Annotated in this window: 22 protein-coding genes; 13 read left to right on the top strand and 9 right to left on the bottom strand. The window is 65.2% G+C overall.

The features are described from left to right. Positions 1–19 precede the first annotated feature (19 nt). The 3 genes from ACVMIM_RS18745 to ACVMIM_RS18735 all read right to left on the bottom strand — a co-directional run bounded on the left by ACVMIM_RS18745 (position 20) and on the right by ACVMIM_RS18735 (position 3,525). Positions 20–1,552 (bottom strand): DHA2 family efflux MFS transporter permease subunit, encoded by a 1,533-nt coding sequence (locus tag ACVMIM_RS18745; protein ID WP_476113798.1) that lies wholly within the window; start codon positions 1,550–1,552, stop codon positions 20–22. A 297-nt stretch (positions 1,553–1,849) separates the two neighbouring features. Continuing rightward, the gene (locus ACVMIM_RS18740; protein ID WP_476113797.1) at positions 1,850–3,049 is read right to left on the bottom strand and encodes an HlyD family secretion protein; all 1,200 of its coding nucleotides are present in this window, start codon (positions 3,047–3,049) and stop codon (positions 1,850–1,852) included. Continuing rightward, positions 3,046–3,525 (bottom strand): MarR family winged helix-turn-helix transcriptional regulator, encoded by a 480-nt coding sequence (locus ACVMIM_RS18735; protein ID WP_041001110.1) that lies wholly within the window; start codon positions 3,523–3,525, stop codon positions 3,046–3,048. Before ACVMIM_RS18735 ends, ACVMIM_RS18740 begins: the two co-directional genes overlap by 4 nt. Positions 3,526–3,790: 265 nt before the next feature. Here ACVMIM_RS18735 and ACVMIM_RS18730 point away from each other — a divergent pair, with 265 nt between their 5' ends. From ACVMIM_RS18730 to ACVMIM_RS18680, 11 genes are all read left to right on the top strand, one after another. After that, positions 3,791–4,399: a CDP-alcohol phosphatidyltransferase family protein gene (locus tag ACVMIM_RS18730; RefSeq protein WP_278050569.1), complete on the top strand. Its 609-nt coding sequence runs from the start codon at positions 3,791–3,793 to the stop codon at positions 4,397–4,399. Between the two features lie 36 nt (positions 4,400–4,435). Next, complete coding sequence (locus tag ACVMIM_RS18725; protein ID WP_476113795.1) at positions 4,436–6,223, top strand: bifunctional alpha/beta hydrolase/class I SAM-dependent methyltransferase; 1,788 nt, start codon at positions 4,436–4,438, stop codon at positions 6,221–6,223. Between the two features lie 12 nt (positions 6,224–6,235). Further along, positions 6,236–7,567, top strand: coding sequence for a phosphatase PAP2/dual specificity phosphatase family protein (locus ACVMIM_RS18720; protein ID WP_476113794.1), 1,332 nt, complete (start codon positions 6,236–6,238; stop codon positions 7,565–7,567). Further along, the gene (locus ACVMIM_RS18715; RefSeq protein ID WP_476113793.1) at positions 7,564–8,007 is read left to right on the top strand and encodes a hypothetical protein; all 444 of its coding nucleotides are present in this window, start codon (positions 7,564–7,566) and stop codon (positions 8,005–8,007) included. Before ACVMIM_RS18720 ends, ACVMIM_RS18715 begins: the two co-directional genes overlap by 4 nt. Then, on the top strand, positions 8,004–8,663 hold the full coding sequence (locus tag ACVMIM_RS18710; RefSeq protein ID WP_041001119.1) for a lysophospholipid acyltransferase family protein: 660 nt from the start codon (positions 8,004–8,006) through the stop codon (positions 8,661–8,663). Before ACVMIM_RS18715 ends, ACVMIM_RS18710 begins: the two co-directional genes overlap by 4 nt. Then, complete coding sequence (locus ACVMIM_RS18705; RefSeq protein WP_476113792.1) at positions 8,663–9,598, top strand: phosphatidate cytidylyltransferase; 936 nt, start codon at positions 8,663–8,665, stop codon at positions 9,596–9,598. The genes ACVMIM_RS18710 and ACVMIM_RS18705 overlap by 1 nt, the downstream gene beginning before the upstream one ends. Before the next feature lie 215 nt (positions 9,599–9,813). After that, on the top strand, positions 9,814–10,953 hold the full coding sequence (locus tag ACVMIM_RS18700) for an efflux RND transporter periplasmic adaptor subunit (protein ID WP_476113791.1): 1,140 nt from the start codon (positions 9,814–9,816) through the stop codon (positions 10,951–10,953). Further along, on the top strand, positions 10,950–12,524 hold the full coding sequence (locus ACVMIM_RS18695; protein ID WP_476113790.1) for an FAD-dependent monooxygenase: 1,575 nt from the start codon (positions 10,950–10,952) through the stop codon (positions 12,522–12,524). The genes ACVMIM_RS18700 and ACVMIM_RS18695 overlap by 4 nt, the downstream gene beginning before the upstream one ends. A gap of 113 nt (positions 12,525–12,637) precedes the next feature. Further along, a complete protein-coding gene (locus ACVMIM_RS18690) occupies positions 12,638–15,739 on the top strand; it encodes an efflux RND transporter permease subunit (RefSeq protein WP_476113789.1) in 3,102 nt (1,033 codons plus the stop codon). A gap of 73 nt (positions 15,740–15,812) precedes the next feature. Further along, positions 15,813–16,226: a hypothetical protein gene (locus tag ACVMIM_RS18685; protein WP_476113788.1), complete on the top strand. Its 414-nt coding sequence runs from the start codon at positions 15,813–15,815 to the stop codon at positions 16,224–16,226. A 28-nt stretch (positions 16,227–16,254) separates the two neighbouring features. Beyond that, positions 16,255–16,587, top strand: coding sequence for a hypothetical protein (locus ACVMIM_RS18680; protein ID WP_476113787.1), 333 nt, complete (start codon positions 16,255–16,257; stop codon positions 16,585–16,587). Between the two features lie 88 nt (positions 16,588–16,675). Here the strand turns inward: ACVMIM_RS18680 and ACVMIM_RS18675 are convergent, their stop codons facing one another. Continuing rightward, the gene (locus ACVMIM_RS18675) at positions 16,676–18,169 is read right to left on the bottom strand and encodes a winged helix-turn-helix domain-containing tetratricopeptide repeat protein (RefSeq protein ID WP_476113785.1); all 1,494 of its coding nucleotides are present in this window, start codon (positions 18,167–18,169) and stop codon (positions 16,676–16,678) included. 150 nt (positions 18,170–18,319) lie between these two features. Between ACVMIM_RS18675 and ACVMIM_RS18670 the strand changes: the two genes are divergently transcribed. Further along, positions 18,320–19,153, top strand: coding sequence for an AraC family transcriptional regulator (locus ACVMIM_RS18670; protein ID WP_041001129.1), 834 nt, complete (start codon positions 18,320–18,322; stop codon positions 19,151–19,153). A gap of 32 nt (positions 19,154–19,185) precedes the next feature. On the opposite strand, the gene ACVMIM_RS18665 is transcribed toward ACVMIM_RS18670, so the two are convergent. From ACVMIM_RS18665 to ACVMIM_RS18650, 4 genes are all read right to left on the bottom strand, one after another. Then, entirely contained in the window at positions 19,186–20,121 is a 936-nt protein-coding gene (locus ACVMIM_RS18665; protein ID WP_041001131.1) for a bifunctional helix-turn-helix transcriptional regulator/GNAT family N-acetyltransferase, read from the bottom strand. A gap of 125 nt (positions 20,122–20,246) precedes the next feature. Next, the gene (locus ACVMIM_RS18660) at positions 20,247–21,383 is read right to left on the bottom strand and encodes an alanine racemase (protein ID WP_476113783.1); all 1,137 of its coding nucleotides are present in this window, start codon (positions 21,381–21,383) and stop codon (positions 20,247–20,249) included. Then, positions 21,380–22,660 (bottom strand): D-arabinono-1,4-lactone oxidase, encoded by a 1,281-nt coding sequence (locus ACVMIM_RS18655; protein ID WP_476113781.1) that lies wholly within the window; start codon positions 22,658–22,660, stop codon positions 21,380–21,382. Before ACVMIM_RS18655 ends, ACVMIM_RS18660 begins: the two co-directional genes overlap by 4 nt. A gap of 14 nt (positions 22,661–22,674) precedes the next feature. Then, positions 22,675–23,859, bottom strand: coding sequence for an MFS transporter (locus ACVMIM_RS18650; protein WP_476113780.1), 1,185 nt, complete (start codon positions 23,857–23,859; stop codon positions 22,675–22,677). Between the two features lie 119 nt (positions 23,860–23,978). Between ACVMIM_RS18650 and ACVMIM_RS18645 the strand changes: the two genes are divergently transcribed. Beyond that, positions 23,979–24,605, top strand: coding sequence for a TetR/AcrR family transcriptional regulator (locus ACVMIM_RS18645; protein WP_476113779.1), 627 nt, complete (start codon positions 23,979–23,981; stop codon positions 24,603–24,605). A 6-nt stretch (positions 24,606–24,611) separates the two neighbouring features. Here the strand turns inward: ACVMIM_RS18645 and ACVMIM_RS18640 are convergent, their stop codons facing one another. Further along, positions 24,612–25,508, bottom strand: coding sequence for a LysR family transcriptional regulator (locus tag ACVMIM_RS18640; RefSeq protein WP_476113777.1), 897 nt, complete (start codon positions 25,506–25,508; stop codon positions 24,612–24,614). Positions 25,509–25,542 lie beyond the last annotated feature (34 nt).

The raw sequence follows: 25,542 nt of genomic DNA, 5'->3' as shown, positions 1-25,542 counted from the left end.
CAGACCGGCTTTCGCCGGATCAGTCCATATGGGCTGCGGGCGCCCCGCCGGCGGGCGCAGCTTTTGGCTTGCGCAGCAGGATGACGAACGGGATCGCGACCAGCGTCATCACCATCAGGATTTTGAAGTCGTTGATGTAGGAGATCATCATCGCCTGGACATTCACCGCGCGGTCGACCTGCGACAGGGCCGCCGGGTCGCCGGCGGCGGCCGCCGGAGAGGCAGCCCACAGGTTCGGATTGTACGGATTGATGAAGGCCGATAGCTCGGTGTGGTTGATCTGGGTGTTGCGCACCATCAGCGCCGCGACCACCGAGACGCCGATCGAGGAGCCCAGATTGCGCACCAGGCTGAAGAGCGAGGTGGCGTCGGTGCGATAGCGTGCATCAAGCGTGGCAAAGGCGACCGCCGACAGCGGCACGAACACCATTCCCATGCCGAGACCCTGGATGACACCCGAGGTGATGATCAGCCAGTTGTCCATCTGCGGCGTGAAGCTCGCCATGGTGTAGAGGGACTGCGCCGTGAGCAGGAAGCCGATGGCGACGAGGATCCTGGCGTCGATCCTGTGCATGATGCGCCCCACGACCAGCATCGAAATCATCGTGCCAATGCCGCGCGGCCCCAGCACCACGCCGATCGTCACGGTCGGATAGCCGAAGATGTTGGCAAGCATCGGCGGCAACAGCGACATCGAGGCCAGGATCAGCACGCCCATCACGAAGATGAAGCCCAGCCCGGTCACAAAATTGCGGTCGAGGAAGATCTTTGGATCGATGAAAGGATGCTCGGCCGTCACCGTATGGATGATGAACACCCAGAAGCCGGTGATCGACAGAGCGAGCTCGATCCAGATCTCGGCCGAGTTGAACCAATCGACCTCGCCACCGCGGTCGAGCAGGAGCTGCAGCGCGCCGACGCCGAGCGAGAGCATGGCAAAGCCGAAGAAGTCGAAGCCGCGCACGCGCTTGGCGATGACGGGAAGATAGGCGGCCATGCCGAGGAAGGCGACGATGCCGACCGGCAGGTTGATGAAGAACACCCAGCGCCAGTTGAAGTTCTCGGTCAGCCAGCCGCCGAGCGTCGGCCCCAGGATCGGCCCCAGCATGATGCCGGCGCCCCAGATCGCCATCGCCTGACCGTGACGTTCCTTCGGGTTGATGTCGAGCAGAAAGGTCTGCGACAGCGGCACGATGGCGGCGCCGAACACGCCCTGCAGCAGGCGGAACAGCACCATCGTCTCGAGGCTCCAGGCGAGGCCGCAAAGCATGGAGAAGATGGTGAAGCCGACGACAGAGGCGAGGAACAGCTCCTTGCGGCCGAGCCGGTCGGCGAGCCAGCCGGTGACCGGCGTCATGATCGCCGCGGCCACGATATAGGAGGTCAGCACCCAGTTGATGTTGTCGGGCGACGCGCCAAGGTCGCCGGTCATGGTCGGCAGCGCGACATTGGCGATCGTGGTGTCGAGCGCCTGCATGATCGTCGCCAGCATCAGCGCGACCGTGATCAGTCCGCGATGCGGCACTTCCTTGAAGGCTTCGGGCGTGCTCATGATGCTGAACTTCCAGCAGGTAACAAAAACGTGTAGACTGGGCTTCCGGGCGGCAAGCCTTCCGTTGAGAGACCCTCATCGCGGTGGGACGCGACTATCGATGTGGGGGTTACATCGACCGAAAGTCTCTGTTGGAGCGGATGCCTGCCGCCCGGAAACCTGAGGACCGACGGGTCCGTGTCGAAGGTTTCGGTTTTGATCGCGCCGCCAAGCGGCTGATCTTAAACGCTTATCCTTCCCACTCCTCCCATCAGACCAATCCCCTGCTCCGCCCCCAAAATTCGCGGGGGCGTATTGTTACTGCGCGTGCTCTCCTGCCGTAGCGTGGCCGAAGATCGACGGCAGGCCGCGCGCCACGCCGGTGTCGACGGTGACGGTGGCGCTCATGCCGGTGCGCAGCGCCATCTTGGCGTCGGGATCGGTCAACTCCAGGCGCACGGGAATGCGCTGCGTGACCTTGACCCAGTTGCCGGTGGCGTTTTGCGCGGGCAGCAACGAGAACTCCGCGCCCGTGCCGGCGCCGATCGCCTTGACAGTCGCCTCGAAGGTGCGGCCCGGATAGGTGTCGACAACGATCTCGGCCTTCTGGCCCGGCTTCATGTTGGTGAGCTGGGTTTCCTTGAAATTGGCGTCGATCCAGGTGTCGCCGGTCTCGACCAGCGCGAAAAGCGGCGTGCCGACCGAAACATACTGGCCGACCTTGAAGGAGGCCGCCTGGTAGATGACGCCGTCCGCCGGCGCCTTGACCGTCGTCTGCGCCAGGTCGTAGGCGGCCTTGTCGCGCGCGGCGAGCGCCGCCATCACGGTCGGATGCTTGTCGGTCTCGATATCCGGATTGCCGCCGAGTGCCGCCTTGGCGCTGACGATGCCCTGCTGAGCGACAGCCAGCTGCTGCTTGGCCTTGTCGAGATCGTTGCGGGCCTGATCGAGCGAGGACTTGGCGTTGATGCCCTTCTGCGCGAGATCGGCGGCGCGGTCATATTGCGACTGCGCGTAGTCGACCTCGCTGGAGGCGGACTTCTCCTGCGCCATCGCCTGGCTGTAGGCGGCGCGCAGCTGCTCGACATTGAGGCGCGCGGCGGCGACCGCCGCATCGGCCTGGGCGAGCGCTATTCTGTAAGGCTCGGGATCGATGACGAAGAGAAGGTCGCCCTGCTTGACCAGCTGGTTGTCGGCTATGCCGACCTGGACGATGCGGCCGGCTGTGTCGGAGGCGACCGAGATCCTGGCCTGCTGCAGGTTGGCGTTCTCGGTTTCCTGGTAGCGGCCGCCGGTCACCCAGACATACGCGCCGCCGGCAAGCAGCGCCAGCGGCAGGGCAACCATCAACAGGAAGCGGCCGAGGCGGCGCTTCTTTTTTGGCGCGGCCGGGACTGGCTGCGGCTCGGGCGCAGCCGCGACCGGAGCGGCCGCCGGGTGCGCCGGGGCTTCTGCGACCGGCTGCGCCGACGCAAACTTGGTGACGTTGTCGTCCTCTATCTTGGCTGCCGCGTTCATGCTGCCCGCCCTTCTCTATTCTTGATCTTTTCCAGGGACGACGTCTCGCCGTCCGTCAGATTCTGCACGATGGTGTCCAGCACGCGGATCAGGACGCGGCGTTCTTCGGCCGACACACCGGTCAGCGATTCCTCATAGACTTCGCCGGCCAGGCTCTTGACGTCGGCATAGGCCGCGTTCGCCTTCTCGGTCGGGAAGATCATGCGCACACGCCGGTCGGTCGCGTCCTGGCGACGCTCGATCCAGCCGCCCTCCTCCATGCGGTCGACCAGGCGCGAGACACTGATCGGCTCGATTTCGAGGAGCTCGGCAAGCCGCGCCTGCGCGACGCCGGCCTCCTTGGCGACGCGGACGAGCAGCCGCCATTGCGCCGATGAAAGGCCCAGTCCGCTGGCGCGCGCCTCGAAACGCTTGCGCATCAGGCGCTGCACGTCGTGGATCAAAAAGCCCAATCTGTCGATACCATCTGAAACCATGAGCGATACATATGATAAGCGTGCTTACTATTCAAGAGGATGCTTTGTTCCAGAAGCCGGCATATCGACATGGCGCCGTGCCAGGAATGTATGGTCGCAGGTCGGCATGTAAGCGCCACTGAGCGCCGGTTCCGGCGGCGTCCTTAGGCGATGAGTGCGTGGCACGGTGCCAACCGCCTGAGATTCACTGTGTTTTAGCAGCTGTGCTGGTGCCGTTCGGCATGTTTGTGATACATCTGGCGGCGAGGATCGGGGGATCATCGCAATGCCGACGCTCTATGCGCTGAAGCCGGCTTTCCAGGAAAGGCTGCGGCCGCTGGTCAACAGGTTGGCGGCGATGGGTGTGACGGCCAACGGCATAACGATCGCGGCTGCACTGCTGTCCATCGCGGCTGGATCGGCGATCGCGATCCTCCCCGGTTGGAACCTGCTGCTCTTCCTCATCCCCCTTGTGCTTTTCCTGCGCATGGCGCTCAACGCCATTGACGGAATGATGGCGCGGGAACATGGCCAGGCCTCAACGCTCGGCATGTACCTCAACGAGATCTGCGATGTCGTCTCCGACCTCGCGGTGATCCTGCCCTTCGCCGCCCTTCCCCAATTCGGCGCCTGGGGTGTCGTCGCCTTTGCCATCGCCGCGGCGCTCACCGAGTTCGCCGGCGTGCTCGGCATCGCCGCCGGGATCGGGCGAAACTATGCCGGGCCGTTCGGCAAGAGCGACAGGGCGCTGGCGCTCGGCGTGGTCGCCGTGCTCGCCGCCGCCGGACTCTGGCCGGAGGCAATCGCGCCGTTTGTGTTTCCGGCCATGGCTACGCTTTCGCTGCTGACCGCCATAAACCGGATACGCGCCGGTCTTATTGGCAGCACCGGCTGAGCACCGAGACTCGCCATGCCGTCCGGGGGAACCGCCATGCTTCACGAACAGGTCGCCAGCGCGCCGGCGGAAAGCCTTGCGCGGCAGGCGCAGGAACGCGCCTTCCGCAGCCATGACGGCACGCAGATCTTTTACCGCTACTGGCCGGCGATGCAGGCCACGGCCAAGGGCGCGGTCGTGCTCTTCCATCGCGGGCACGAGCATGGCGGCCGCATGGCGCATCTCGTCGACGAACTCAGCATGCCCGACTACGCCTTCTATGCCTGGGATGCGCGCGGCAACGGCCGCTCCGCCGGTGAGCGCGGCTATGCTCCGTCTTTCGCTGCGCTGGTGCGCGATATCGACTGTTTCATGCGCGAGATCGCCGCCAGGGACGGCTTTGCCGCGCAGGATATCGCGTTGATCGCGCAGTCCTTCGGCGCGGTGCTGGCGGCCGCGTGGGTGCACGACTATGCGCCCAAACTGCGCGCCATGGTGCTCGCCTCGCCCGCCTTCTCAGTGAAACTCTATGTCCCTTTCGCCAAGGAAGGCATCGCACTGTGGCAAAAGATCAAGGGGCGCTTCTTCGTCAATTCCTACGTCAAGGCGAACCTTCTCACTCATGACCCTGTGCGCATCGCTTCCTTCGAAAACGACAAGCTGATCACAAGGCCAATCGCCTCGAACATCCTGCTCGAGCTCTACCAGCACGCGGCGCGCGTCGTTGCCGATGCGCGCGCCATCACCGTGCCGACGCAACTTCTTCTGTCGGGCAGCGACTGGGTGGTGCGGCACGCGCCGCAGCACGAGTTCTTCGTCAATCTCGGCAGCCGCGCGAAGCAACGCCACGTGCTGCCGGGCTTCTTCCACGATACGCTGGGCGAGCGCGACCGCGCCAAGGCGCTCGACCTGATCCGGCCGTTCCTCGAAGCGCAGTTCGCGGCACCCGCAGCAGCTGTCGATCTGCAGCAGGCGGACATCGCCGGCTACACGCGCGATGAGGCCGACCGCCTCGCCTCGCCGCTCGATCTCCTGTCGCCCAATGGCCTCTACTGGACGATGAGCCGCGCCTTCATCCGCATCGGCAGTTGGTTCTCGCAAGGCATGAAGGTCGGCGTTACCACCGGCTTCGATTCCGGTTCGACGCTCGATTATGTCTATGAGAACGAGCCGCGCGGCCTGGGGCCGATCGGCCGCATGGTCGACCGGACCTTCCTCGACGCCATCGGTTGGCGCGGCATCCGTCAGCGCAAGCTTCACATCGAAGAACTGATCGGCTCGGCGCTGGCAATACTGAAGACCACTGGGCGGTCCACCAACATCGTGGACATTGCGTCTGGCCACGGCCGCTACGTCCTCGATGCGATCGACAAAAGCCGGGAGCAACCGACCAGCGTTCGGCTGTGCGACTATTCCGACCTCAATGTCGAGCTCGGCCGCAAGCTGATCGCCGAGCGGCAATTGCCGGCCAGCGTGTCGTTCCAGCGCGCCGACGCCTTCGACGGCGACGGGCTCGCCGCGCTCGATCCGGCACCGGACCTCGCCATCGTGTCCGGCCTTTACGAGCTCTTCTCCGACAATGCGCTGATTGCGCGCTCGCTCCGCGGCCTGGCCCGCGCCATGCAACCGGGCAGCTTGCTCATTTACACCAACCAGCCTTGGCACCCGCAGCTCGAAATGATCGCGCGCACCCTGACCTCGCATCGCGGCGGCCAGGCCTGGGTGATGCGGCGGCGCACGCAAGGCGAGATGGATCAGTTGGTCGAGGCGGCAGGCTTCGAGAAGCTCGACCAGCGCATCGACCAATGGGGCATGTTCACCGTCTCGATGGCAAGGCGGCTTTAGGACCACCGCCGCATGCCTTCCAGTGTCGAGCCCCCGCCACTTTCACCCAGCGCCGAGCCCTATGGGCGTGTCGTCCTTCGCGCAGCGCTGTGGCTCGCCTTCCTCGCGCCGTTCTTCTATTCGACTTACGGCTTCGCCAATTGGCTCGCCTCGACGCGCGACCATGTCGGCAGCATCGTGTTCTCCTGGGAACACCATGTTCCGTTCGTCGCCTGGACGATCGTGCCCTACTGGTCGATCAACCTGCTCTACGGACTGTCGCTCCTGCTCAACGACAGCCGCCAGGGCGTCGACCGGCTGGCCGGCCGCTACCTCACCGCGCAGATCGTCGCCGTCGCTTGCTTCATCCTGTTTCCGCTGACCGCCACCTTCGTGCGGCCGGAAACGAGCGGCCTGCCGGGTTTCCTGTTTGCCGTGCTCGGCGGCTTCGACAAGCCGTTCAACCAGGCGCCGTCGCTGCACATCGCGCTATTGGTGATCGTCTGGGATCACTGGCGCCAGCGCCTCGCCGGTCCTTTGCTGGGCCTATGGCACGGCTGGTGCTTTCTGATCGGCGCCTCGGTGCTGACGACCTGGCAGCACCATTTCATCGACATCCCGACCGGCGCGCTGCTCGGCTTCTTTGCCCTGTGGCTCTTTCCGGCACGGGGCGAGCTGCCGTTCGCCGGTTTCCGCCTGACCGCCGACGACAAGGCAAGGCGGCTTGCGCTATACTACGCGCTGGGCGCCGCTCTGGCGCTAACGGGCGCTGCGGCCGGCGCCCTCTTCTCCGCCCTCGCCTTGTTGCTTCTATGGCCTTCGCTGGCGCTGGCCATCATCGCCTTCGCCTATGCCGGGGCCGGCGCGAAAGTGTTCCAGAAGGCGGCGGATGGCCGTGTATCGCTGGCAAGTCGCATCCTGCTTTGGCCCTATCGCCTAGGCGCCAGGGTCAATGTCTGGGCTTGGACGCGCAAGCTGCCGCCGGTCGTGCCGGTCACCGATGGCATCTTCCTTGGGCGGTTCCCGAGCGCCGCTGAGGCTGACGGCTTCGGCACGGTGATCGATCTCGCCGCCGAGCTTGAGCGGCCGCGAGACGCGACGGGCCGCTGGCACAGCTTCGGCATGCTCGATCTCCTGCCGCCGCCAGTGGGTGTGCTCAACCAAGCGGTGGCGGGGATCGAGCCGGCGCGCCGGCAAGGCACGGTGCTGGTCTGCTGTGCGCTCGGCTTCCAGCGCAGCGCCACCGTCGTTGCCGGATGGCTGGTCGCGACAGGCCGCTCGCACACGTCGGCTCAGGCGCGCAAACAGCTCGCCGCGTCCGGACGACCAGTGCATCTTCAGATCGGACTGGACGAGCCGGCATGACGGACCAAGCCTATCAGCAGCGGACAGCCGGCCTTGCCGCGATGCTGATCAAACACGCCGCATGGCCGGCCGCGATCGTGCTCGTCTGCGACGGCTTCGCGCCTTTGGTCGCCTCGGCGCGCGGCGCGCTCCAGGCGCCGATCGCGGTGCTGGCGCTGTTGGTCGCGGCGGCAAGCGCCGTCGTGGTGCTTGGGTTTTCGGCGCTTCTCGCCTTCGACGCACTGCTGTTGCGACTGATGGCGAGCCATGACAATGAGCGTTCGGGATGCGCCGCTGTCGACGACGTGCTGGCGCGGATGCGGCTCAAGCCCGCCTCCTCCTCTCCGCGCCCGCTCCACGACCGCATCGCCGGAACGCGCCGCCTGCTTGCCCGGCAGCGTATCGCCTTCGCGATCTTCGTCATCGCGTTCCTGACAGCCGGATTCTGGATGCCGGAATGAACAAGCTGTCGCTCCGGACCTTCACGCTGCTGCAGACGGCTACCTCCGTCGGCCTGGCGGCGCTGGCCCGGGCGGTGACCGGCGTGCGTCCGATCTGGAGCGGCTGCCAGCCATCGGACCGGCAGCGCATCTATTTCGCCAACCACACCAGCCATGGCGATTTCATCCTTTTGTCAGCCTGCCTCAGCGAAAGAGAACGCGCCACCACACATGCGGTCGCCGCCGCCGAATATTGGCGAAAGTCGCGGCTGCGCCGCTTCATCGCCGAGGACATGCTATCCTCCGTGCTGATCAGCCGGCAATGGACGAGCCCGGAAGAGAACCCGATCTCCGTCATGCTTTCCGTCCTCGACCGGGGTCATTCGCTGATCATCTTCCCGGAAGGCACGCGCAACATGAGCGACGAGCTGCTGCCGTTCCGCTCCGGGCTCTACAATCTGTCGATGGCGCGGCCGGAAGTGGAGCTGATCCCGTGCTGGATCGAGAACATGTCGCGCGTATTGCCCAAGGGCCAGTTCCTGCCGGTGCCGCTGCTTTGCCGCGTCGTCTTCGGCGCGCCGGTGGCGGTGGCGCCGGGCGAGGAACGCCGCGCCTTCCTCGAGCGCGCCCGGGCCGAACTTCTGGCCCTCAATCCCCGTCCCCATCGAGACGAATGATGCGCCACGAAATCAGCATCCTGATCATCGGACTTTTCGTCGTGCTGACCACGGCCAGCGCCACCGCCGCGGTGCTGTCGGCGCGGGCGCCGAAGCCGCTCAGCGCGACGCTCACCAACCTCACCCAGCGCATCAATGCCTGGTGGGTGATGGTGGCGCTGATGACGGTCGCCTTCTTCTTCGGCCGCTACGGTATGACCATCCTGTTCGCGCTGATCTCGTTCGCGGCACTGCGCGAGTTCGTCACCTTGACGCACAGCCGCCGCAGCGACCATTGGGTTCTGCTCGGCATGTTCGGCATCGTCATTCCGATCCAATACTGGCTGGTGTGGACCGCCTGGTATGGACTGTTCGTCATCTTCATCCCGGTCTACTGCTTCCTGCTGATGCCGGCGATCACGGCGCTTCACGGCGATACCGAACGCTTCCTGGAGCGCGTGTCGGCGCAGCAATGGGCGATCATGATTGCGGTCTATTGCGTCAGCCACGTCCCTGCGCTGCTGACGCTGAACGTGCCCGGCTTCGAGGGGCGCAACCTGCTGCTCGTCGCCTTTCTGATCATCGTCGTGCAGGGCAGCGATGTGCTGCAGTACATCTTCGGCAAGCTGTTCGGAAAGCACCGCTTCTCGCCAAAGGTCTCGCCGTCGAAGACCTGGGAGGGGCTGATCGGCGGGCTCGCCGCCTCGAGCCTGCTCGGCGCCCTGCTCGCTTTCATTACGCCGTTCTCGCCATTGCAGGCCTCGGCCGTCGCCTTCGTCGCCTGCACGATGGGATTCCTCGGCGGGTTGGTCGCTTCCGCCATCAAGCGCGACCAGGGCGTGAAGGATTGGGGGCATCTGATCGAGGGCCATGGCGGCATGCTCGACCGCACCGACAGCCTGGTCTTTGCCGCGCCGATCTTCTTCCACCTCGTGCGCTATTTCTGGACGGTTTGACCTTCCGCATCGGCGTCTCCCTGCGCCGTTCCAAGGTCGCCTCACCCAAACATCGGAAAATTTTCAGAAACCGTTCGGGATTTCCGGAGCCGGAAGCGCCAAGAAGATCGGGCTGGCGAAAGACAGGCCACAACGGCCGATCCCTTCTCCAGCCAACATATTTCCCGGTCGCCGCATCCTCCCTGCGCGACCGCAAACTTGGGCATGGAGACAACATGATTGCCTCACTCTTCCACAACAAGCCTCTGAGGCGCCGCCTCGTCGCCGGCTCGATCGCCGTTCTTGCCTGCGGCGCCGCGATGGTCTGGCACGGCGCCAAAAGCGAGGCCTCGAATGCCAAGCCCGCCGCGCCGGAGACTAAGCTCGTCAAGACTATGGCGGTTGCCCCGATGCTCGACGCAGATACCCGAACCGCCATTGGCGAGATCCGGCCAAGGCTCGAAAGCGACCTCGGCTTCCGTGTATCGGGCAAACTGCTCGAACGCGTCGCCGAGATCGGCGCGACGGTGAAGAAGGGCGAGGTTCTCGCCCGCATCGAAGACCAGGACTATCGCAACCGGCTCGCCAGCGCCGAGGCCGATGTCGCGGCGGCACAGGCCGTGCTTGTCGAGGCAAGAGCTGCGGAGGCCCGCATCGGCGCGCTGCTCGCCAAGGGTTTTACCACCCGCGCCAATTACGACGCCACGCTGAAGAATCTGCGCTCGGCGCAGGCCAAGCTCAAGTCGGCGAACATCGCCCTCGATATGGCCAAGGACCAGCTCGGCTATACCGAGCTGCATGCCGAGTTCGACGGCATCGTCACCGCCACCGGAGCCGAAGCCGGCCAGTCCGTCAATGTCGGGCAGATGGTGGTGCGCGTCGCCGATCCGAAGGGCCGCGACGCGGTGTTCTCGATCGCGGAAGCGGTTTTCGCCAATGCCCCCGATACAAAGCATCCACCAAAAGTGATTGTCTCGCTGCTCAGCAATCCGGCGATCACCGCGGTCGGCACCATCCGCGAAATCGCGCCCATGGCCGACGCCGCGACCCGCACCTTCCAGGTCAAGGTCTCGCTGCAGAATGCCCCCGCCGAAATGCGCTTCGGCGCGAGCGTCGGCGGCCGCGCCGAACTGGCCAGCACCCCGGTCGTGGTGCTGCCGGGCAGCGCGCTTTTCGACAAGGACGGCAAGCCGGCCGTCTGGGTTGTCACCGCTTCGTCCGCTGTCGAACTCAAGCCCATCACGGTCGTCCGCTACGAGACCGACCGCGTGGTGGTCCGCGACGGGCTCGCCAAGGGCGATCTGGTCGTCACCGCCGGCGTGAACCGGCTGCGGGAGCACGAAAAAGTTCGTATCATCGAGGGAGAAGGAAAATGACCATGTCCAGGACCAAGGTCCTCATCGCCGGCGCCGGCCCGACCGGGCTGACGCTCGCGCTGTGGCTGACCAGGCTTGGCGTGCCGGTGCGCATCTTCGACAAGGCCGCCGCTCCCGGCGAAACCTCGCGCGCGCTCGCCGTCCAGGCACGCACGCTGGAATTCCATCGCCAGATCGGCATCGTCGAGGACATCCTTGCAGAAGGCATCCGGCTGGAACGGCTTACGTTGCATACCCCGGCCGGCGTCGCCGCCAGGCTGCCACTGTCCGATTTCGGCCGCGGCATCAGCCCTTACTCCTTCGCCTTCGCGCTGCCGCAGGACATCCATGAACGCGTGCTGATCAGGCATCTGGAACGCGCCGGCGTCGAGGTCGAGCGAGGGACAGAGCTCGTTGCCTTCCAGGACAAGGGTGACGCGGTCATCGCGACCCTTTGCCGGAATGGCCAGACCGAGACCGTCAGCGCCGCCTATCTCGCAGGCTGCGACGGCGCCCGCAGCACGGTGCGCCATGGGCTCGGTATCGGCTTTCCCGGTGGCACTTACGAGCAGGCCTTCTACGTCGCCGACGTGAAGGGCACAGGCGACGTCACCCGCAACGGCATGGACACGACGATCAGCACCTACGGCTTCGCCATCGTGATGCCGGTCCGGCAGTCGGGCTCGCTGCGCCTCATCGGCATCGTGCCGAAGGCGCATGAGGCCGACGAGACGATCAGTTTCGAGGCGATCCGCGCCGATATCGAGCGCGAGACCGGGGTCACGATCCATGAGGTCAACTGGTTCTCGACCTACCGCGTCCATCATCGCGTCGCCGAGCGCTTCCGCGCCGGCCGCGTGTTCCTCGTCGGCGATGCCGGACACATCCATAGCCCGGCCGGCGGCCAGGGCATGAATACCGGCATGGGCGATGCTGTGAACCTCGCCTGGAAGCTAGGCGCCGTGGTGCAGGGCCGGGCCGATCCGCGCCTGCTCGACAGCTACGAGCCGGAGCGCATCGCCTTTGCCCACAAGCTGATCGAAAGCACCGACAAGGTGTTCCGCTTCATCACCAACCGCTCGCGGCTGGTCGGCCTGTTCCGGCGTTACGTGATGCCGAAGGTCATGAACATCGGGCTCCACACTTCGTTCGGGTCGCGCGCATTCTTCGGCGTGATCTCGCAGACGGCGATCCAGTACCGCCCCGGGCCGATCAGCTCGGGGGTGGCGGGCAAGGTCAGCGGCGGCGATCGCCTGCCCTATGTTGTTGGTGCAAATGGCGAGAATTTCGAGCCGCTGCGGTCGCTCGACTGGCAGGTCCATGTCTATGGCGAGGTCGATTGCGATTTCCGGGCGATGCTCGCGCCGACCGGCATCCCAGTCCACGCCTTCGCCTGGACCGACGCCGCCGGGAAAGCCGGATTGCGGCGCGACGCAGCCTATCTGGTGAGGCCGGACGGCCATGTCGCGCTCGCCTCGCCGGTCCAGGAAGCGTCCGCCTTCCAGCGCTATCTCGCCGGCCTCGCCATTCGGCCGAGAACCGCTGAGCGCGCGCCCTACCGTGTGCCGGGCACCATGCACAGCCTGGCCTGACTACGGCGCCCGCGACGCAGCGGGCGCTGACTGAACCCAAACCGTCATTTCTTTAGCGAGCCGGCAAGCGCCGGCGGAGCGCGCTTGCGCGCGCCCTGAAAAGGAACCGCATCATGACCAGCTTCAATCTTTCCGAATGGGCGCTGCGCCACCGCAGCTTCATCGTCTATCTGATGATCGCGGCTGCCCTTGCGGGGCTCTATGCCTATGGCGGCCTCGGCCGCGAAGAGGATCCGCCCTTCACCATCAAGACCATGGTGGTGAAGACGATGTGGCCGGGCGCCAGCACCAGCGAGACGGTCGAGCAGATCACCGACCGCATCGAGAAGAAGCTCGAGGAACTGCCGGACCTCGACTACGTCAAGAGCTACACCAAGCCCGGCGAATCCGTCGTCTTCGTCAACCTCAAGGACACTGTTGCCGGCGACCAGGTGCAGCCGCTCTGGTATCAGGTGCGCAAGAAGCTCGACGACATCAAGCCGACGCTGCCGTCCGGCGTGCAGGGTCCGTTCTACAATGACGAGTTCGGCGACACCTATTCGCTGATCTATGCGCTCACCTCCGACAGTGTCAGCCATCGCGAGCTGAAGGATATCGCCACCAGCCTGCGTGCGGGGCTGCTGACGGTGAAGGACGTCGCCAAGGTCGACCTGATCGGCCAGCAGGACGAGAAGATCTATCTCGAATTCTCGACACAGAAGGTGGCGGCGCTCGGCCTCGACGTCGGCACGCTGTCGCAGGCGCTGCAGGCGCAGAACGCGCTTACGCCGAGCGGCACGGTCGATGCCGGCCCCGAGCGCATCGCCATCCGCGTCTCCGGCAGCTTCGCCTCCGAGGAGAGCCTCAAGGCGATCAACTTCTACGCCAACGGCCATTACTTCCGGCTGGCCGATGTCGCCGAGGTCAAGCGCGCCTATTCCGACCCGCCGCAGCCGATGTTCCGCTTCAACGGCAAGCCCGCCGTCGGCATCGCCATCTCGATGACTTCGGGCGGCGACGCGCTGGCGCTGGGCGATAACGTCAAGGAGAAGATGCATGAGATGGAGGCCGAGCTGCCGCTCGGCACCGAGCTCGGCCTGGTCGCCGACCAGTCGCATGTCGTGGAAGAATCCGTCGGCGAGTTCACAAAAAGTCTCGGCGAGGCGATCGCCATCGTGCTTGCCGTCTCGCTGCTGGCGCTCGGCTGGCGTCCGGGCGTTGTCGTGGCGGTCGCCATCCCGCTGGTGCTGGCGATCACCTTCGTCACGATGGAGTATTTCGGCATCTCGCTGCAGCGCATCTCGCTCGGCGCGTTGATCATCGCGCTCGGCCTGCTGGTCGACGATGCGATGATCGCGGTCGAGATGATGATCTCGCGCATGGAGGAAGGCTACGACAAGATCTCGGCCGCCACCTATGCCTACACCTCCACCGCCTTCCCGATGCTCACCGGCACGGTGGTGACGATCGCCGGCTTCGTGCCGGTCGGCTTCGCCAAGAGCGGCGCCGGCGAATACTGCTTCTCGCTGTTCGCTGTCGTGGCGATCGCGCTCGTCGTCTCCTGGGTGGTTGCGGTGCTGTTCACGCCGCTCACCGGCGTCTTCCTGCTGCCGGACCGCCTCAAGGGCCATGGCAACCATCAGCCCTCGCGCATCGCCCGCGCTTTCCAGGCGCTGCTCGATATGGCAATACGAGCGAAGTGGCTGGTGCTGTCGGCGACGGCCGGGCTGTTCGCGCTCTCGGTCGTTGCCATGGGCTTCGTCGGCCAGGAGTTCTTCCCGAAGTCCGACCGGCCCGAGGTCATGGTCGACCTCACTCTGCCGCGCACGGCTTCGATCAAATCGACGGATGCCGTGGTCGAGCGCGTCGAGAAGCTGCTCGCCGCCGATCCTGATATCGACCGCTGGAGCTTCTATGTCGGCCAGGGCGCGGTGCGCTTCTACCTGCCGCTCGACGCGCAGCTCGCCAACGACTTCTTCGCCCAGGCGGTGGTGGTGACCAAGGGCCACGCCGTGCGCCAGGCCGTCATCGACCGGCTGGAGAAGCAGCTGTCGACCGGCTTCGACGACGTCATGGCCCGCGTCACGCCGCTGGAGCTCGGCCCGCCGGTCGGCTGGCCGTTGAAGTTCCGCGTCAGCGGTCCGGATCCGGACAAGACGCGGAGCCTCGCGCAGCAGTTCGCGCAGGTGCTGGGCAGCGACGCCTCGGTGCGCAACATCAACTACGACTGGAACGAGCCGGCCAAGGTGATCAAGGTCGATGTCGACCAGGACAGGGCGCGCGCGCTGGGCATCTCCTCGCAGCAGCTCTCCGAGACGATCAACGCAGTGCTGTCGGGCTCGAAGATCACGCAGATGCGCGACGACACCTACTTGGTCGACATCGTCGCACGTGCCGTGGATAGCGAACGCGCCAGCATCGACACGCTGCGCGGCCTGACGATCAGCGCGTCCGGCGGACGGCGGGTGCCGCTCGAGCAGGTGGCGAAGCTCAGCTACCAGACCGAGCCGCCGCTGATCTGGCGCCGCGGCCGGCTGCCGACTGTGACCGTCCAGGCCGACGTCGCGCCGGGCGAGAACGCCACCACCGTGTCGAAGCGGCTCGAGAGCGCCATTGCCACCTTCAGGGCTGAGCTGCCCGCACGCTACAGCGTCGAGCAGGGCGGCGTGATCGAGGACAGCGCCAAGGCGCAGGCCAGCATCTTCGTGGTCTTCCCGCTGATGCTGTTCATCATGGCGACGGTGCTGATGATCCAGCTGATGAGCTTCCAGCGCCTGGTGCTGGTGCTGCTCACCGCTCCGCTCGCAATCATCGGCGTGGCCGGCGCGCTGCTCCTCTCCGGCGCACCGATGGGCTTCGTCGCCATCCTCGGCGTGATGTCGCTGATCGGCATGGTGATCCGCAACTCGGTGATCCTGATCGCGCAGATCGACCAGCACATCGCCGCCGGCGAGGAGGCGTGGGCCGCGGTGATCAGCGCCACCACCCATCGGTTGCGGCCGATCCTGCTCACGGCGGCGGCCGCCATTCTCGGCATGATCCCGATCGCGCCGACCGTGTTTTGGGGACCGATGGCCTATGCGGTGATGGGCGGCCTGATGGTGGCGACGGTGCTGACGCTGGTGTTCCTGCCGACGCTCTACGTCACCTGGTTCGGCATCAAGGCGCCGGCCAAGGCCACGCCGGCGGGCGAACCGATCACGGCCGCAGCCGAACCTCAGTCCATGGCCGCCTAAGCGGCGAGACAAGGCAGGCCACGGCGGAAGAGTCGCCGTGGCCGCATCTCACCAGCTACCGAAAGGAACGACAATGACTCCCTTTTTTGGAAATCTCCTCGTTCGCTTCAACGCCGGCTTCCTGATCCTCGCATCGGTCGGCGGGCTCGCCACCGACATTGCCGGCTCCTTCTTTGGCCGCGGCGCCGAGGCCGTGCTGCTCAACAACGCTCCCGGCACCGGCATCGGCTTCATCGAGGCGCATGGCCTCGCTTTGATCATCGGTGTGACGCTCTGGCGTATCGCCTACTCCCGCATCTGGCATGCCGTGATGGCTGCCGTGCATGTGCTGCTCGGAACGACGAACCTCCTGTTCTGGCAGTTCTTCATCGCCGCCGACGTGCTCGTCGTCGGCTATCTCACAACCGCGGCGCACTTTCTGTTCGTGGTTGCTCACCTGGCGGCACTGGCGGGTTCGGCCCGGCTTGCCGCTACATCCTCCCACTAGACTTCAACCAACATCTGGAGAGACCAATATGCCTTTGAAATCCCCCAGGAAATTCCGCTCGGCAGCAGCTATGCTCGCCCTCGCAATCACTGCCGTCGAGATCATCGGCAGCGCCGTCCCGGCCCTGTCGCTGGTCAGTACCGCCGAGGCCCGCATCGGCGCGCCCTGGACGCCGCGCAGCGCAGCCGGCGTTGCCCGCCGCACCACCACCTGGCGCGTGCTGCGGCACACGACAGCCTGGGTCGCGACGCTGCCAGCCGGCTGCGTCCGCACCAAGGTCAACGGTTTTGACGTCTGGCGCTGCGGCGGCACCTACTATCGCGCCTATCAGGGCCGCTACATTGTGGTCGTGGCCGATTGATCGGTCCCGAGCACGACCTGAAGCGCGTCGCGCTGAAACGGAGTCAGGCGACGCGCTTTAGGTCTTTGTTTCTCTGAGCGACACGCATTTAGCCGAGGGCAAGCCTAACGCCTTCGGCGAGATGCTCGGCATCCGCCTGGCTCTCGAACGGAACGCCGCGCAACGCGTAGTCGAGCGGCGAGAACGGAGCGCCCTCGTCGATGAGGGCGATCTGCCGACGCGCCTTCTCCATATCTCCCAGCTGGGCATAGCAGGCTGCCAGCCGCGTGCGGATCCAAGGCGCCGGGCGCGTTGCCAATTCCAGCGCTTCTGCAGCTTGCCGGTACTCCCCCATCATATAAAGCGCCAGCGCGCGGTCGAACTGGTACCAGTGCGGATGCAAGGGATCGATGCGAATGCCGCGGGCCAGCCAGGTCAGCGCGTCCAGCGGCCGGCCGCGCATGGTGAGCAGCATGCCCATCTGCTCGATGCTGTCGGCATCATAGGGATTGAGCTGGAGCGCAATGCGCATGTGATGCTCGGCCGCCTCGTGATCTCGCATATAGAGGCGGATCAGCGACTGCACGCGATGGCCGGTCGGCTGATCGGGCGACAAGGCCAGGCCCTTGTCGGCAAGGTCGCGCGCGTTTTCCAGGACTGCATCGCTGGCGCGCCCGAACTCCCCATCTAGCGAGCGCGCCAAGGCGAGATAGGAGTAGGCCAGCCCATAATTCGGATCCTTAGCGATCGCCGCCTCGAACAAGGCCTCGGCGCCGCGCTGGTCGGTCTGGGCGGGATCGCGCAGCAGCGCAAAGCCACGCAGCAGGAGTTCGTAGGCGGCAAGGCTGGTCACCGGCTTGCGCGAAGCCTGCTCCAGTCCGGCATTGGCGACCCGGGTGACCAGGCGGCTGACGATCTGCTCGACGATCTCGCGCTCGATCGCAAACAGGCCGGCGCCTTGCGACTGGTACCGATCGCCCCAGAGCTGTCTGGCGCTGGCGATGTCGACAAGGCTGACGGCCACCACAACATGCTCGCCCTGCCGGCGCAGCGACCCCTCGACCAGATAGTCGGCACCGATGCGGGCGCGGATCTGCGGCCACTCGGCGCGGCCGAAGGAGGTGAAGGAGAAGCTCGAATTGCGCGCCAGGACCGTGACCGTGCCGAACCGCGCCACGCCGTTGATCAGGTCCTCGGCAAAACCGTCGACCATCGCCTCGTCGGCCGGATCGCCGCTATCGTTGCGAAAGCGCACGACCGCCACGATCGGCTGCGTACTGATCTCGGGCGCAGCTTCGGCCTCGGCGGCAAGCATATAGCCGCGCTTGGAGACGGTGCGCACCATGTCCTCGCCCAGCACCTTGCGAATTTCGCGTACCGATTGCGTCAGCGAATCCTCGGTGACGTAGACGCCCGGCCAGACGACATCCATCAGTTCCGATTTCGGCACGACGCGGCCCATGTTGCGGGCAAGGTGCGACAGCAGCGCATAGGCTTTCGGACGCAGGAACAGCGGCTCGTTGAGGCCGCGCAGCGTGCCCATGGCAAGGTCGAGCGTGAACCCGCCAAATCGAAAGACCTGATCGGCCGTCGCCGTCGTCATCGGGAACACCCCTTCCCGCCTATCGTGCACAATGCCGGGCCCTTCCCACTCGACCCGGCTCGCACATCACCATTATTGCCCAGAGCGCAATTTCGATCAAACTGGCCGTCGGCGCAGCGACTAGTGTCGCCCAGCCAAATGCGAGGAGCCATGAACCCGACCGAGAAGGCGCTGTGGTTTGTCGAAAGCCATCTGCCCGACGCCATCAGCCTTGACGAAATAGCGGCGAGCAGCGGCGTGTCGCGCTTCCACATGACGCGCGCCTTCGGCGCGGTTACGGGGCGGTCGGTGATGGGTTACATGCGAGCGCGCCGCTTGAGCGAAGCGGCGCGCAAGCTGGCCGGCGGTGCGCGCGACATTCTTTCGGTCGCGCTCGATGCCGGCTACGGCTCGCATGAGGCGTTCACGCGGGCTTTTCGCGAGCAATTCGGCACCACGCCGGAGCTGGTGCGCGCGCAAGGCTCGACCGAAAATCTCGACCTTGTGGAGCCTATAATGATGGACAGTTCGCTTCTCACCACACTCGAGCCGCCGCGCTTCGAGATCAGCCGCCCCTTCCTGATCGCCGGCCTCGGCGAACGGTACAGTTGCGAGACCAGCGCTGGTATCCCGATGCTGTGGCAGCGCTTCGGCCCTTATATCGGCAACATCCCCGGCGAGATCGGCGATGTCGCTTATGGCGTCTGCGTCAATGGCGACGATGCCGGCAATTTCGACTATGTCGCCGGCGTCGAGGTGTCGGATTTCTCCGATCTGCCGAAGGATTTCTACCGGGTTCGAGTGCCGGCGCAGAAATACGCGGTGTTTGCGCATCGCGAGCACATCTCGACCATACGACGCACGGTCAACACCATCTGGAATAAGTGGCTCCCTGCATCCGGACATGAGATCGCCGACGCCCCGGATTTCGAGCGTTACGGCCCCGAATTCGACGCGCACACCGGCAATGGTGGGCTGGAGATTTGGGTGCCGGTGAGGGGTTGAGGCGCCTTTTTCCACAAGGAGCAGGGGGAGAGTTAAAGCTCCAAATTCCAAGTCTGCCCCATCAGATCCTTGCCGAAGGAATGATGGCGCTCCTCGTCGACCAGCTTGAAGCCCGCGGCCTGGTAGATGCGGCGGGCCGAGCCAAGAATGTCGTTGGTCCATAGCGTCAGCGTCTTATAGCCCTTGGCCCGAGCGAAGGTGATGCACTCGTCAACCAGCCGTCGGCCAATGCCAAGGCCGCGCGCCGACGGTTCGACATAGAGCAGCCTGAGCTTCGCGACCTTTGGCGATTTGCGCATGACGAAGACCGAGCCGACCACCTCGCCTTCGCGCTCGGCGATCCAGCTGCGCTCCCATTGCGGGACGAAGTTCTTGACGAACTCGCCGAGGATCTCGGCGACCAGGGCCTCGTAGGTTTCGTCCCAGCCATAGTCCTGCGCGTAGATCAGGCCCTGGCGGTGCGTGATCCAGCCGATGTCGCCGACCTGCAGCGGCCGCAGGATATAGGGCACCTTGGGTTCGGGCTTGTCGCCGAGCAGGTCCTGCACGGTGCGCATGGCCTTAACCAGCCGCTCCTGATCGGCGGGGGCCAGACGATCGAGCAGCGCCCGCACTTGGTCGTGCGAGTCCTTATTAAGCGGCGCGAAGGCCTCCCTGCCAGCCGGCGTTAGCGCAATCGAGGCGCGGCGCGCGTCCGCCTCCGTTGCCTCGCGCTCGACCAGGCCGCGCTCCTCGAATTTCTTCAACAGGCGGCTGACATAGCCGGGATCGAGGCCGAGATCGCGCACCAGGTCGCTGGCGACGAGCCCGTCGCGATGGGCAAGCTCGTAAAGTACCCGGGCCTCGGTCAGCGAGAACGGGCTCTTCAGCAAGCCTTCGTCGAGCAGTCCGATCTGGCGGGTGTAGAAACGGTTGAAGGCGCGCACCGTATCGATGCAATCCTTTCCGGGATGGTCGTGGATGGTCATGGGAAGTCCTCCTGTCCTGGACAGGATCAATCATTTAGTTGACTGAGTCAATAAATTGGTTGTCACAGCTTCGTCATGTATGGACGGTTGCGGCGGATCAGGCGCCACTGCGAGCGCTGAACGCCTCACCCCATCGGCAGCACTGGCCAGAACCCCACGATCCGCCCGCCGGAAAACACCGCAATCGCACCGAAATGCTGCAGCACGGCCTCGCTCTGCGTCGGCCGCAGGAAGGCATAGTCGCCGGGCTTCACGTTCGCCCCGTGGGGCAAACCCATGAACTGCTGGTTGGAGGACAGCCCGATCAGTCCGTTCGGCTTCATACCCTCGGGTAACACCGGCTCGGCCATCCACTTGCCACCATAGAGATAGCAGCCTTTCTTCGGAAAGAGGCCGAGCGCCTGCAGCACCCAGGAAACCGCCGGCGGACCGGGCAGAATTGGATCGAGCACCTTCAGGATCGGCGTGGCGATGAAGGCCGCCGGTTGGAAACCGTCGAGGCCGGGCGTGTCGAAATCCCCCGGAAGCACGAAGGCCGAGCCGATCGACACTTCGTTGGCGACACCGTCGCCATGCAGCAGCGCGGTCTTCGAGCCGCCGATGTTGAGGATGCGGCGCTGGTCCGGGTCAAGCGCAGCGGCAAATTCGGCAGCGCTGGTAGAGGCCTGCTTCAGTGCCCTGGCCGCGCCGCCGAACAGGCCTGGAATCTCCGGCGCATGCGCTTCATAGGCCATGATGCCTTCGCAGCGCAGGCTGTCCGGTATCGTCAGCCCCTTGATCTCGGCGGGGTTGGAAAAGCCGCCGCGATGCAAGCCGACATCCACCTCGAAGGCGAAGCGCAATTCGGTGTTGAGCGCGGCGGCCAAGGCGCCATAGTCGGCCAGCCGCTCCGGCGTGTCGATCAGCCAGCAGACGCGCGACCACCAGCCGGCGCCGCCTCTGGTCAGCGCGGCCCTGGCGGCGCCCACCGGCATCGGCTTGCCGTAGAGCAGATCGCCCTCGGGAAAGGCGTCGAGCACGGCTTGCGTCACCGGCGGATGGAAGGTCATGAAGCGATTGGTTTCGAGTGCTCGCGCGACATGCAAGAGCAGCGGCATGCAAGGCAGCGACTTGTCGACCAGCCGGACCGCCAAGCCCGGCGCCAGCCTGTCCTTCACCAGCGCGATGTTGCCGTCCAATCGGTCGCGGTCGAGAACAAGGCAGGGCCGGAAAATCTCGGCGGCCCTCAATGCGTCGGACAGGGCAGCGAAATAGGCGCTCATTGTTGGATGCCGAACAGGCTGGCCATATAGGGCGAGACGAAGCGGTTCTGCGGATCGATGTCACGCCGCACGGCAAGAGCATCGTCCCAGCGCGGATAAAGCTTCTTGAAATCCGCCGCCTTCAGGCTGTGCATCTTGCCCCAATGCGGCCTGCCGCCATATTTGCGGAAAATAGGCTCGGTGGCGCGCATGAAAGGCAGCGGGTCGTTCGCCGCATCATGGTGGATGGCGATCGAGCAGGTCAGCCTTTTGTAAAAAGGCGAAAGCCAGAATTCGTCGGGCGCCACCGAACGCACCTCCATCGGGAAATAGACTTCCGGGAAGTGCTTCTCCGTCAGCGCGATGATCTCGGCCAATGCCTTTGGACCTTCCTCGTAAGGCAGGTGGTACTCCATCTCGTTGAATTTGGTGCGACGGTCGCTGGCGTAGACATTGAGCCAGTCCTGCACATAGTCTTCCGCAGGGACTTTCCTCACTGCGCTCTTGATCAGCGCGCGGCGCAGCGAGGGCAGCCAGCGCAGCGCCGTGCGCAGCTTGCGCAAAGTCGCCAGCCCTTCCTCGTCGTCCTCGGTCGGCCGCGGCGTGATCGGCGCGTCGCTGAAATCGCTGGCGATGAACTGGGCGTAGCCGGAAAACGGGATGTAGTAGAACTCGGCCGAGCGATGCGCGGCCATCATCGTCTCGAAGTTCTTGAGCATGTCGCCAATCGGCAGCACCCATTTGCGGCGGCGCAGCCGGTAGGTCGCGATGTTGTTCATCGTCACTTCGGTGAGCACGCCGAAGCTGCCCAATGTAACGCCCGTGGCGTGGATCATGTCCTGATCGCCCGCCCGGCTATATTCACGCAGCTTGCCTTGCCCATCGACGAGCTGCAGCGCCTCGAGCTGGGTGTGATAGGCGCCGAGCGTCGGGCCGGAGCCGTGCGTCGCCGTGCCCAGCGCGCCGCCGATCGCCTGCTTGTCGATGTCGCCCATATTGGGCAGGCCCTGGCCGATGTCCTGCAGGATGCGCATCAGGGCGCCGAGCCTGGTTCCCGCCCTCACCCGCGCCCGGTTGCTCGCGGCATCATGTGAGACCAGGCCTTCGATCTTCTCTAGCGAGACGATGGTGCCTTCGGACCGCACCAGCGGCGTGAAGGAATGGCCTGCACCGGCAACGCGCAGCGGTCCGGGCGCCGTGCGCACCAGCGCGGCCAACTCGCCGGCATCGGCCGGTGTCGCGATCTGCTTCGGGGAAGCCGTGACGAGGCCGGACCAGTTGCTCCAGGCGTTTGCCATCATGATCCTCCCGCTCAGGGCTGGCCGCGGCGGCGGGCGACCAGCACGAAGGCGCCGAGCAAAAGCACGCTCGCCAAAGCGGTGGCGGCGGCGAATTCCGGCACCGGCCTGAAGTTCGCACCGTCGATCAGAAGCGAGGCGGCGATCGGACCGATGGCAAGGCCGAAGAGTTGCGCAGCCGGCACCAGAAGCGCGGCGGTGCGCGTCTCGTCGGCGGTGATGGCGAGGCGGATCTGGTAAGGCACGATGAAAAGCAGGATGAAGCCCATCAGCAGCGCCACCGCCCAGAACACTGGAAGGCCCGGGCCGGATGCAAGCAGCAACGAGCTGATCGCCGCGATAATCCCAATGACGGTGATGGCGAAACGATAGTCGATGCGAGCCTCGAAGACCGTCGCGGTCATGGCGCCGATCACTTGCGCGGCAAGGCTTGCCGAAACGATCAGGCCAACAGTGCGGCCGTCGATGCCGAACTGCGTGCCGATCGGCTCGAGGAAAGCCCAGACGGCGCCGAAGAACATGAAATAGCAGAAGATCGACAAAAGCGCGGTGATTGCCGGCACCGTCGCCATATTGGCGAACTGTTCTTCCTTGGGAAGGTCGGCATAGTCGTCCGGCACGGTCCAGGCGACAACCAGCGACAACAGGCAGACGATGCCGAGCGCGATGAAGCCGCCGGCCGAGCCGGCTCGCGGCACGGCATAGAGCGCGAGGATCAGCGCCAGAGCGCATTGCGCCAAGGTCTGCAGCGTGACGAAATAGCCACCGATGCGCTCCGCTCGGCGCGAGCGGGCGATCAGCTCCGTCGCGACGGCGACCAGCCCGCCCTCCGCGAGGCCCGCCAGCGTGCGCGCACCGATCAGCGCATTGGGGCTGCCGGCATAAGCGGTCCAGACGTTGGCGAGCGCGAGCAGGACGAGCAGCGCCGCGCTCTTCCAGCGCATGTTCCTGGCAGGGAGCAGCATCGCCACGACGCCCGACCCGATGGCGATCGCGATCATCTCGGCGGTTGCGACCAGCGCCAGCTCGTCACCGGTGACATGACCTTCGCTGTAGAGCGCGCCGAGCAGCACCGGCTGCAAGCCGAGGATCAGCAGGCCGACAGAGCCGATCCAAAGCGCCGAGGCCAGTTGCAGGCCGGTCGGGTTGCCGACAAGCCAATCGCCATTTTCCGCTTGCACGGCTTGCGATGCGGTCACGAGGCGCCCTCCCTTGCAGCCCGGTCAGAAAGCTGACAAGTTGTCAGCATTTGGCGAAACTGATGCTTGATCATATTTTTTGTCAACCGCGAATTCGCACTCTCGTGAGAGATTGGCGCATGACGCAGACTAGGCGAACGGCGACTGAACCGCGGCGCAGGCCCAAGCAGGAGCGCAGCCGCGAGCGCATCGACGCAATCCTCGCCACGACCATGCGGCTGATCGGCGAAAAGGGCATCGACGCGGTGACGATGAAGGAGGTGGGCGCGCTGGCCGGCGGTCCGATCGCCACCGTCTATCATTATTTCCCGAGCAAGTCGGCGATCCTGGCGATGCTCTACGAACGCTTTTCCGAGGAAAGCCGTGCAAGGTTCGGCGCGATTATCGCCGGGATAGGCGGGCTGGACGACGTGACCGCTGCGGCCGATCGCCTGCTCGACGATTACTATGACCGCGTCGCCGCCGACCCGGCCATCCAGGACCTGCAGAACGCCATCCAGGCCGATAAGGCGCTGCAGCATCTCGACATCGCCGAAACACGGCAGCAGGCCAAGATGTTCTGCGACCACGTCGGGCCGATGCTCAAGTCCGAGCAGCGCGAGGCGTTCGGGCGCGTGGTGTTCCTGATCTTCCAGCTCGCCGGCGGCGTCGTGCGGCTGGCGCTGACGCAAGATAAAGAAGAAGGTCGGCGCACGATCGACGACTACCGCTCGATCATCCACGCGCAGCTGCGGCTGTTTCTCTGAGCGTGATCAGGAATCCAGCTTCGGCCCGAGAATCTCCACCAGCCAATCCACAAACACCCTCACCCTTGGCGAAAGCTGGCGGCTCGGCGGATAAAGCACCGAGATCGGAGTCGGAGTCGGCGGATGGTCCGGCAGCACCTCGACCAGCCGGCCGGCTTCGATGTCGTCGGCGTAGCGGAGCTTTGGCGCCTGGAACAGCCCGAAGCCCAGCCGAACCAGCGCGGCACTTGTGTCTGAATTGGCGACGGTGACTCGAGACGGCAGGACCACTTCACGAACTTTGCCGTCGACGGTGAATTCCAGCGGCATCACCTGCCTCGTGCGCGACGATACGAAGCCGATCATCATGTGGCCGGCAAGATCATCCAACGTGCGCGGTACACCGTGGCGTTCGAGATAGTCGGGACTCGCGACGGTGATCTCGCGCGCGATGCCGAGACGCCGCACGATCAGCTCGCTGTCGGGAAGCACGCCCGCCCGGATCACGCAGTCGACGCCTTCGCGCACCAGATCGACAAGGCGGTCCCCCTCGCCGATATGCACCGACAGGCCTGGATATCTGGCAAGCAGCGCCGGCAGTTCCGGCAAGAGGAATGTGCGCGCCATGTGGCCATTGACGTCGACACTGAGGCGTCCGTGCACCTCGTGGGCGCCGAAACCGCCTTCCGCATCCTCGATGTCGGCGAGGATGGCGATGCAGCGCTGGTAATAGGCTTCGCCGTCGAGCGTCGTCGTCACGTGCCGCGTTGTGCGCCTCAGCAGTTGCACACCGAGCCGCTCTTCGAGCTGCTTGATCGCGGCGGTGGCGCTGGAGCGCGGCAGGCCAAGATCGGCGGCGGCCGCGGTGAAGCTGCGCCGCTCCACGACGCGGGTGAATAACCGCATGCTGTCGAACCGGTCCATCGCTGATTGTTCGCACAGACTGAATAGTGTTGGC

The organism is Mesorhizobium sp. USDA 4413 (genome assembly GCF_056280365.1).
The sequence above is the reverse complement of the archived record's forward strand: the minus strand, read 5'-3'. Positions and strand labels throughout refer to the sequence as shown.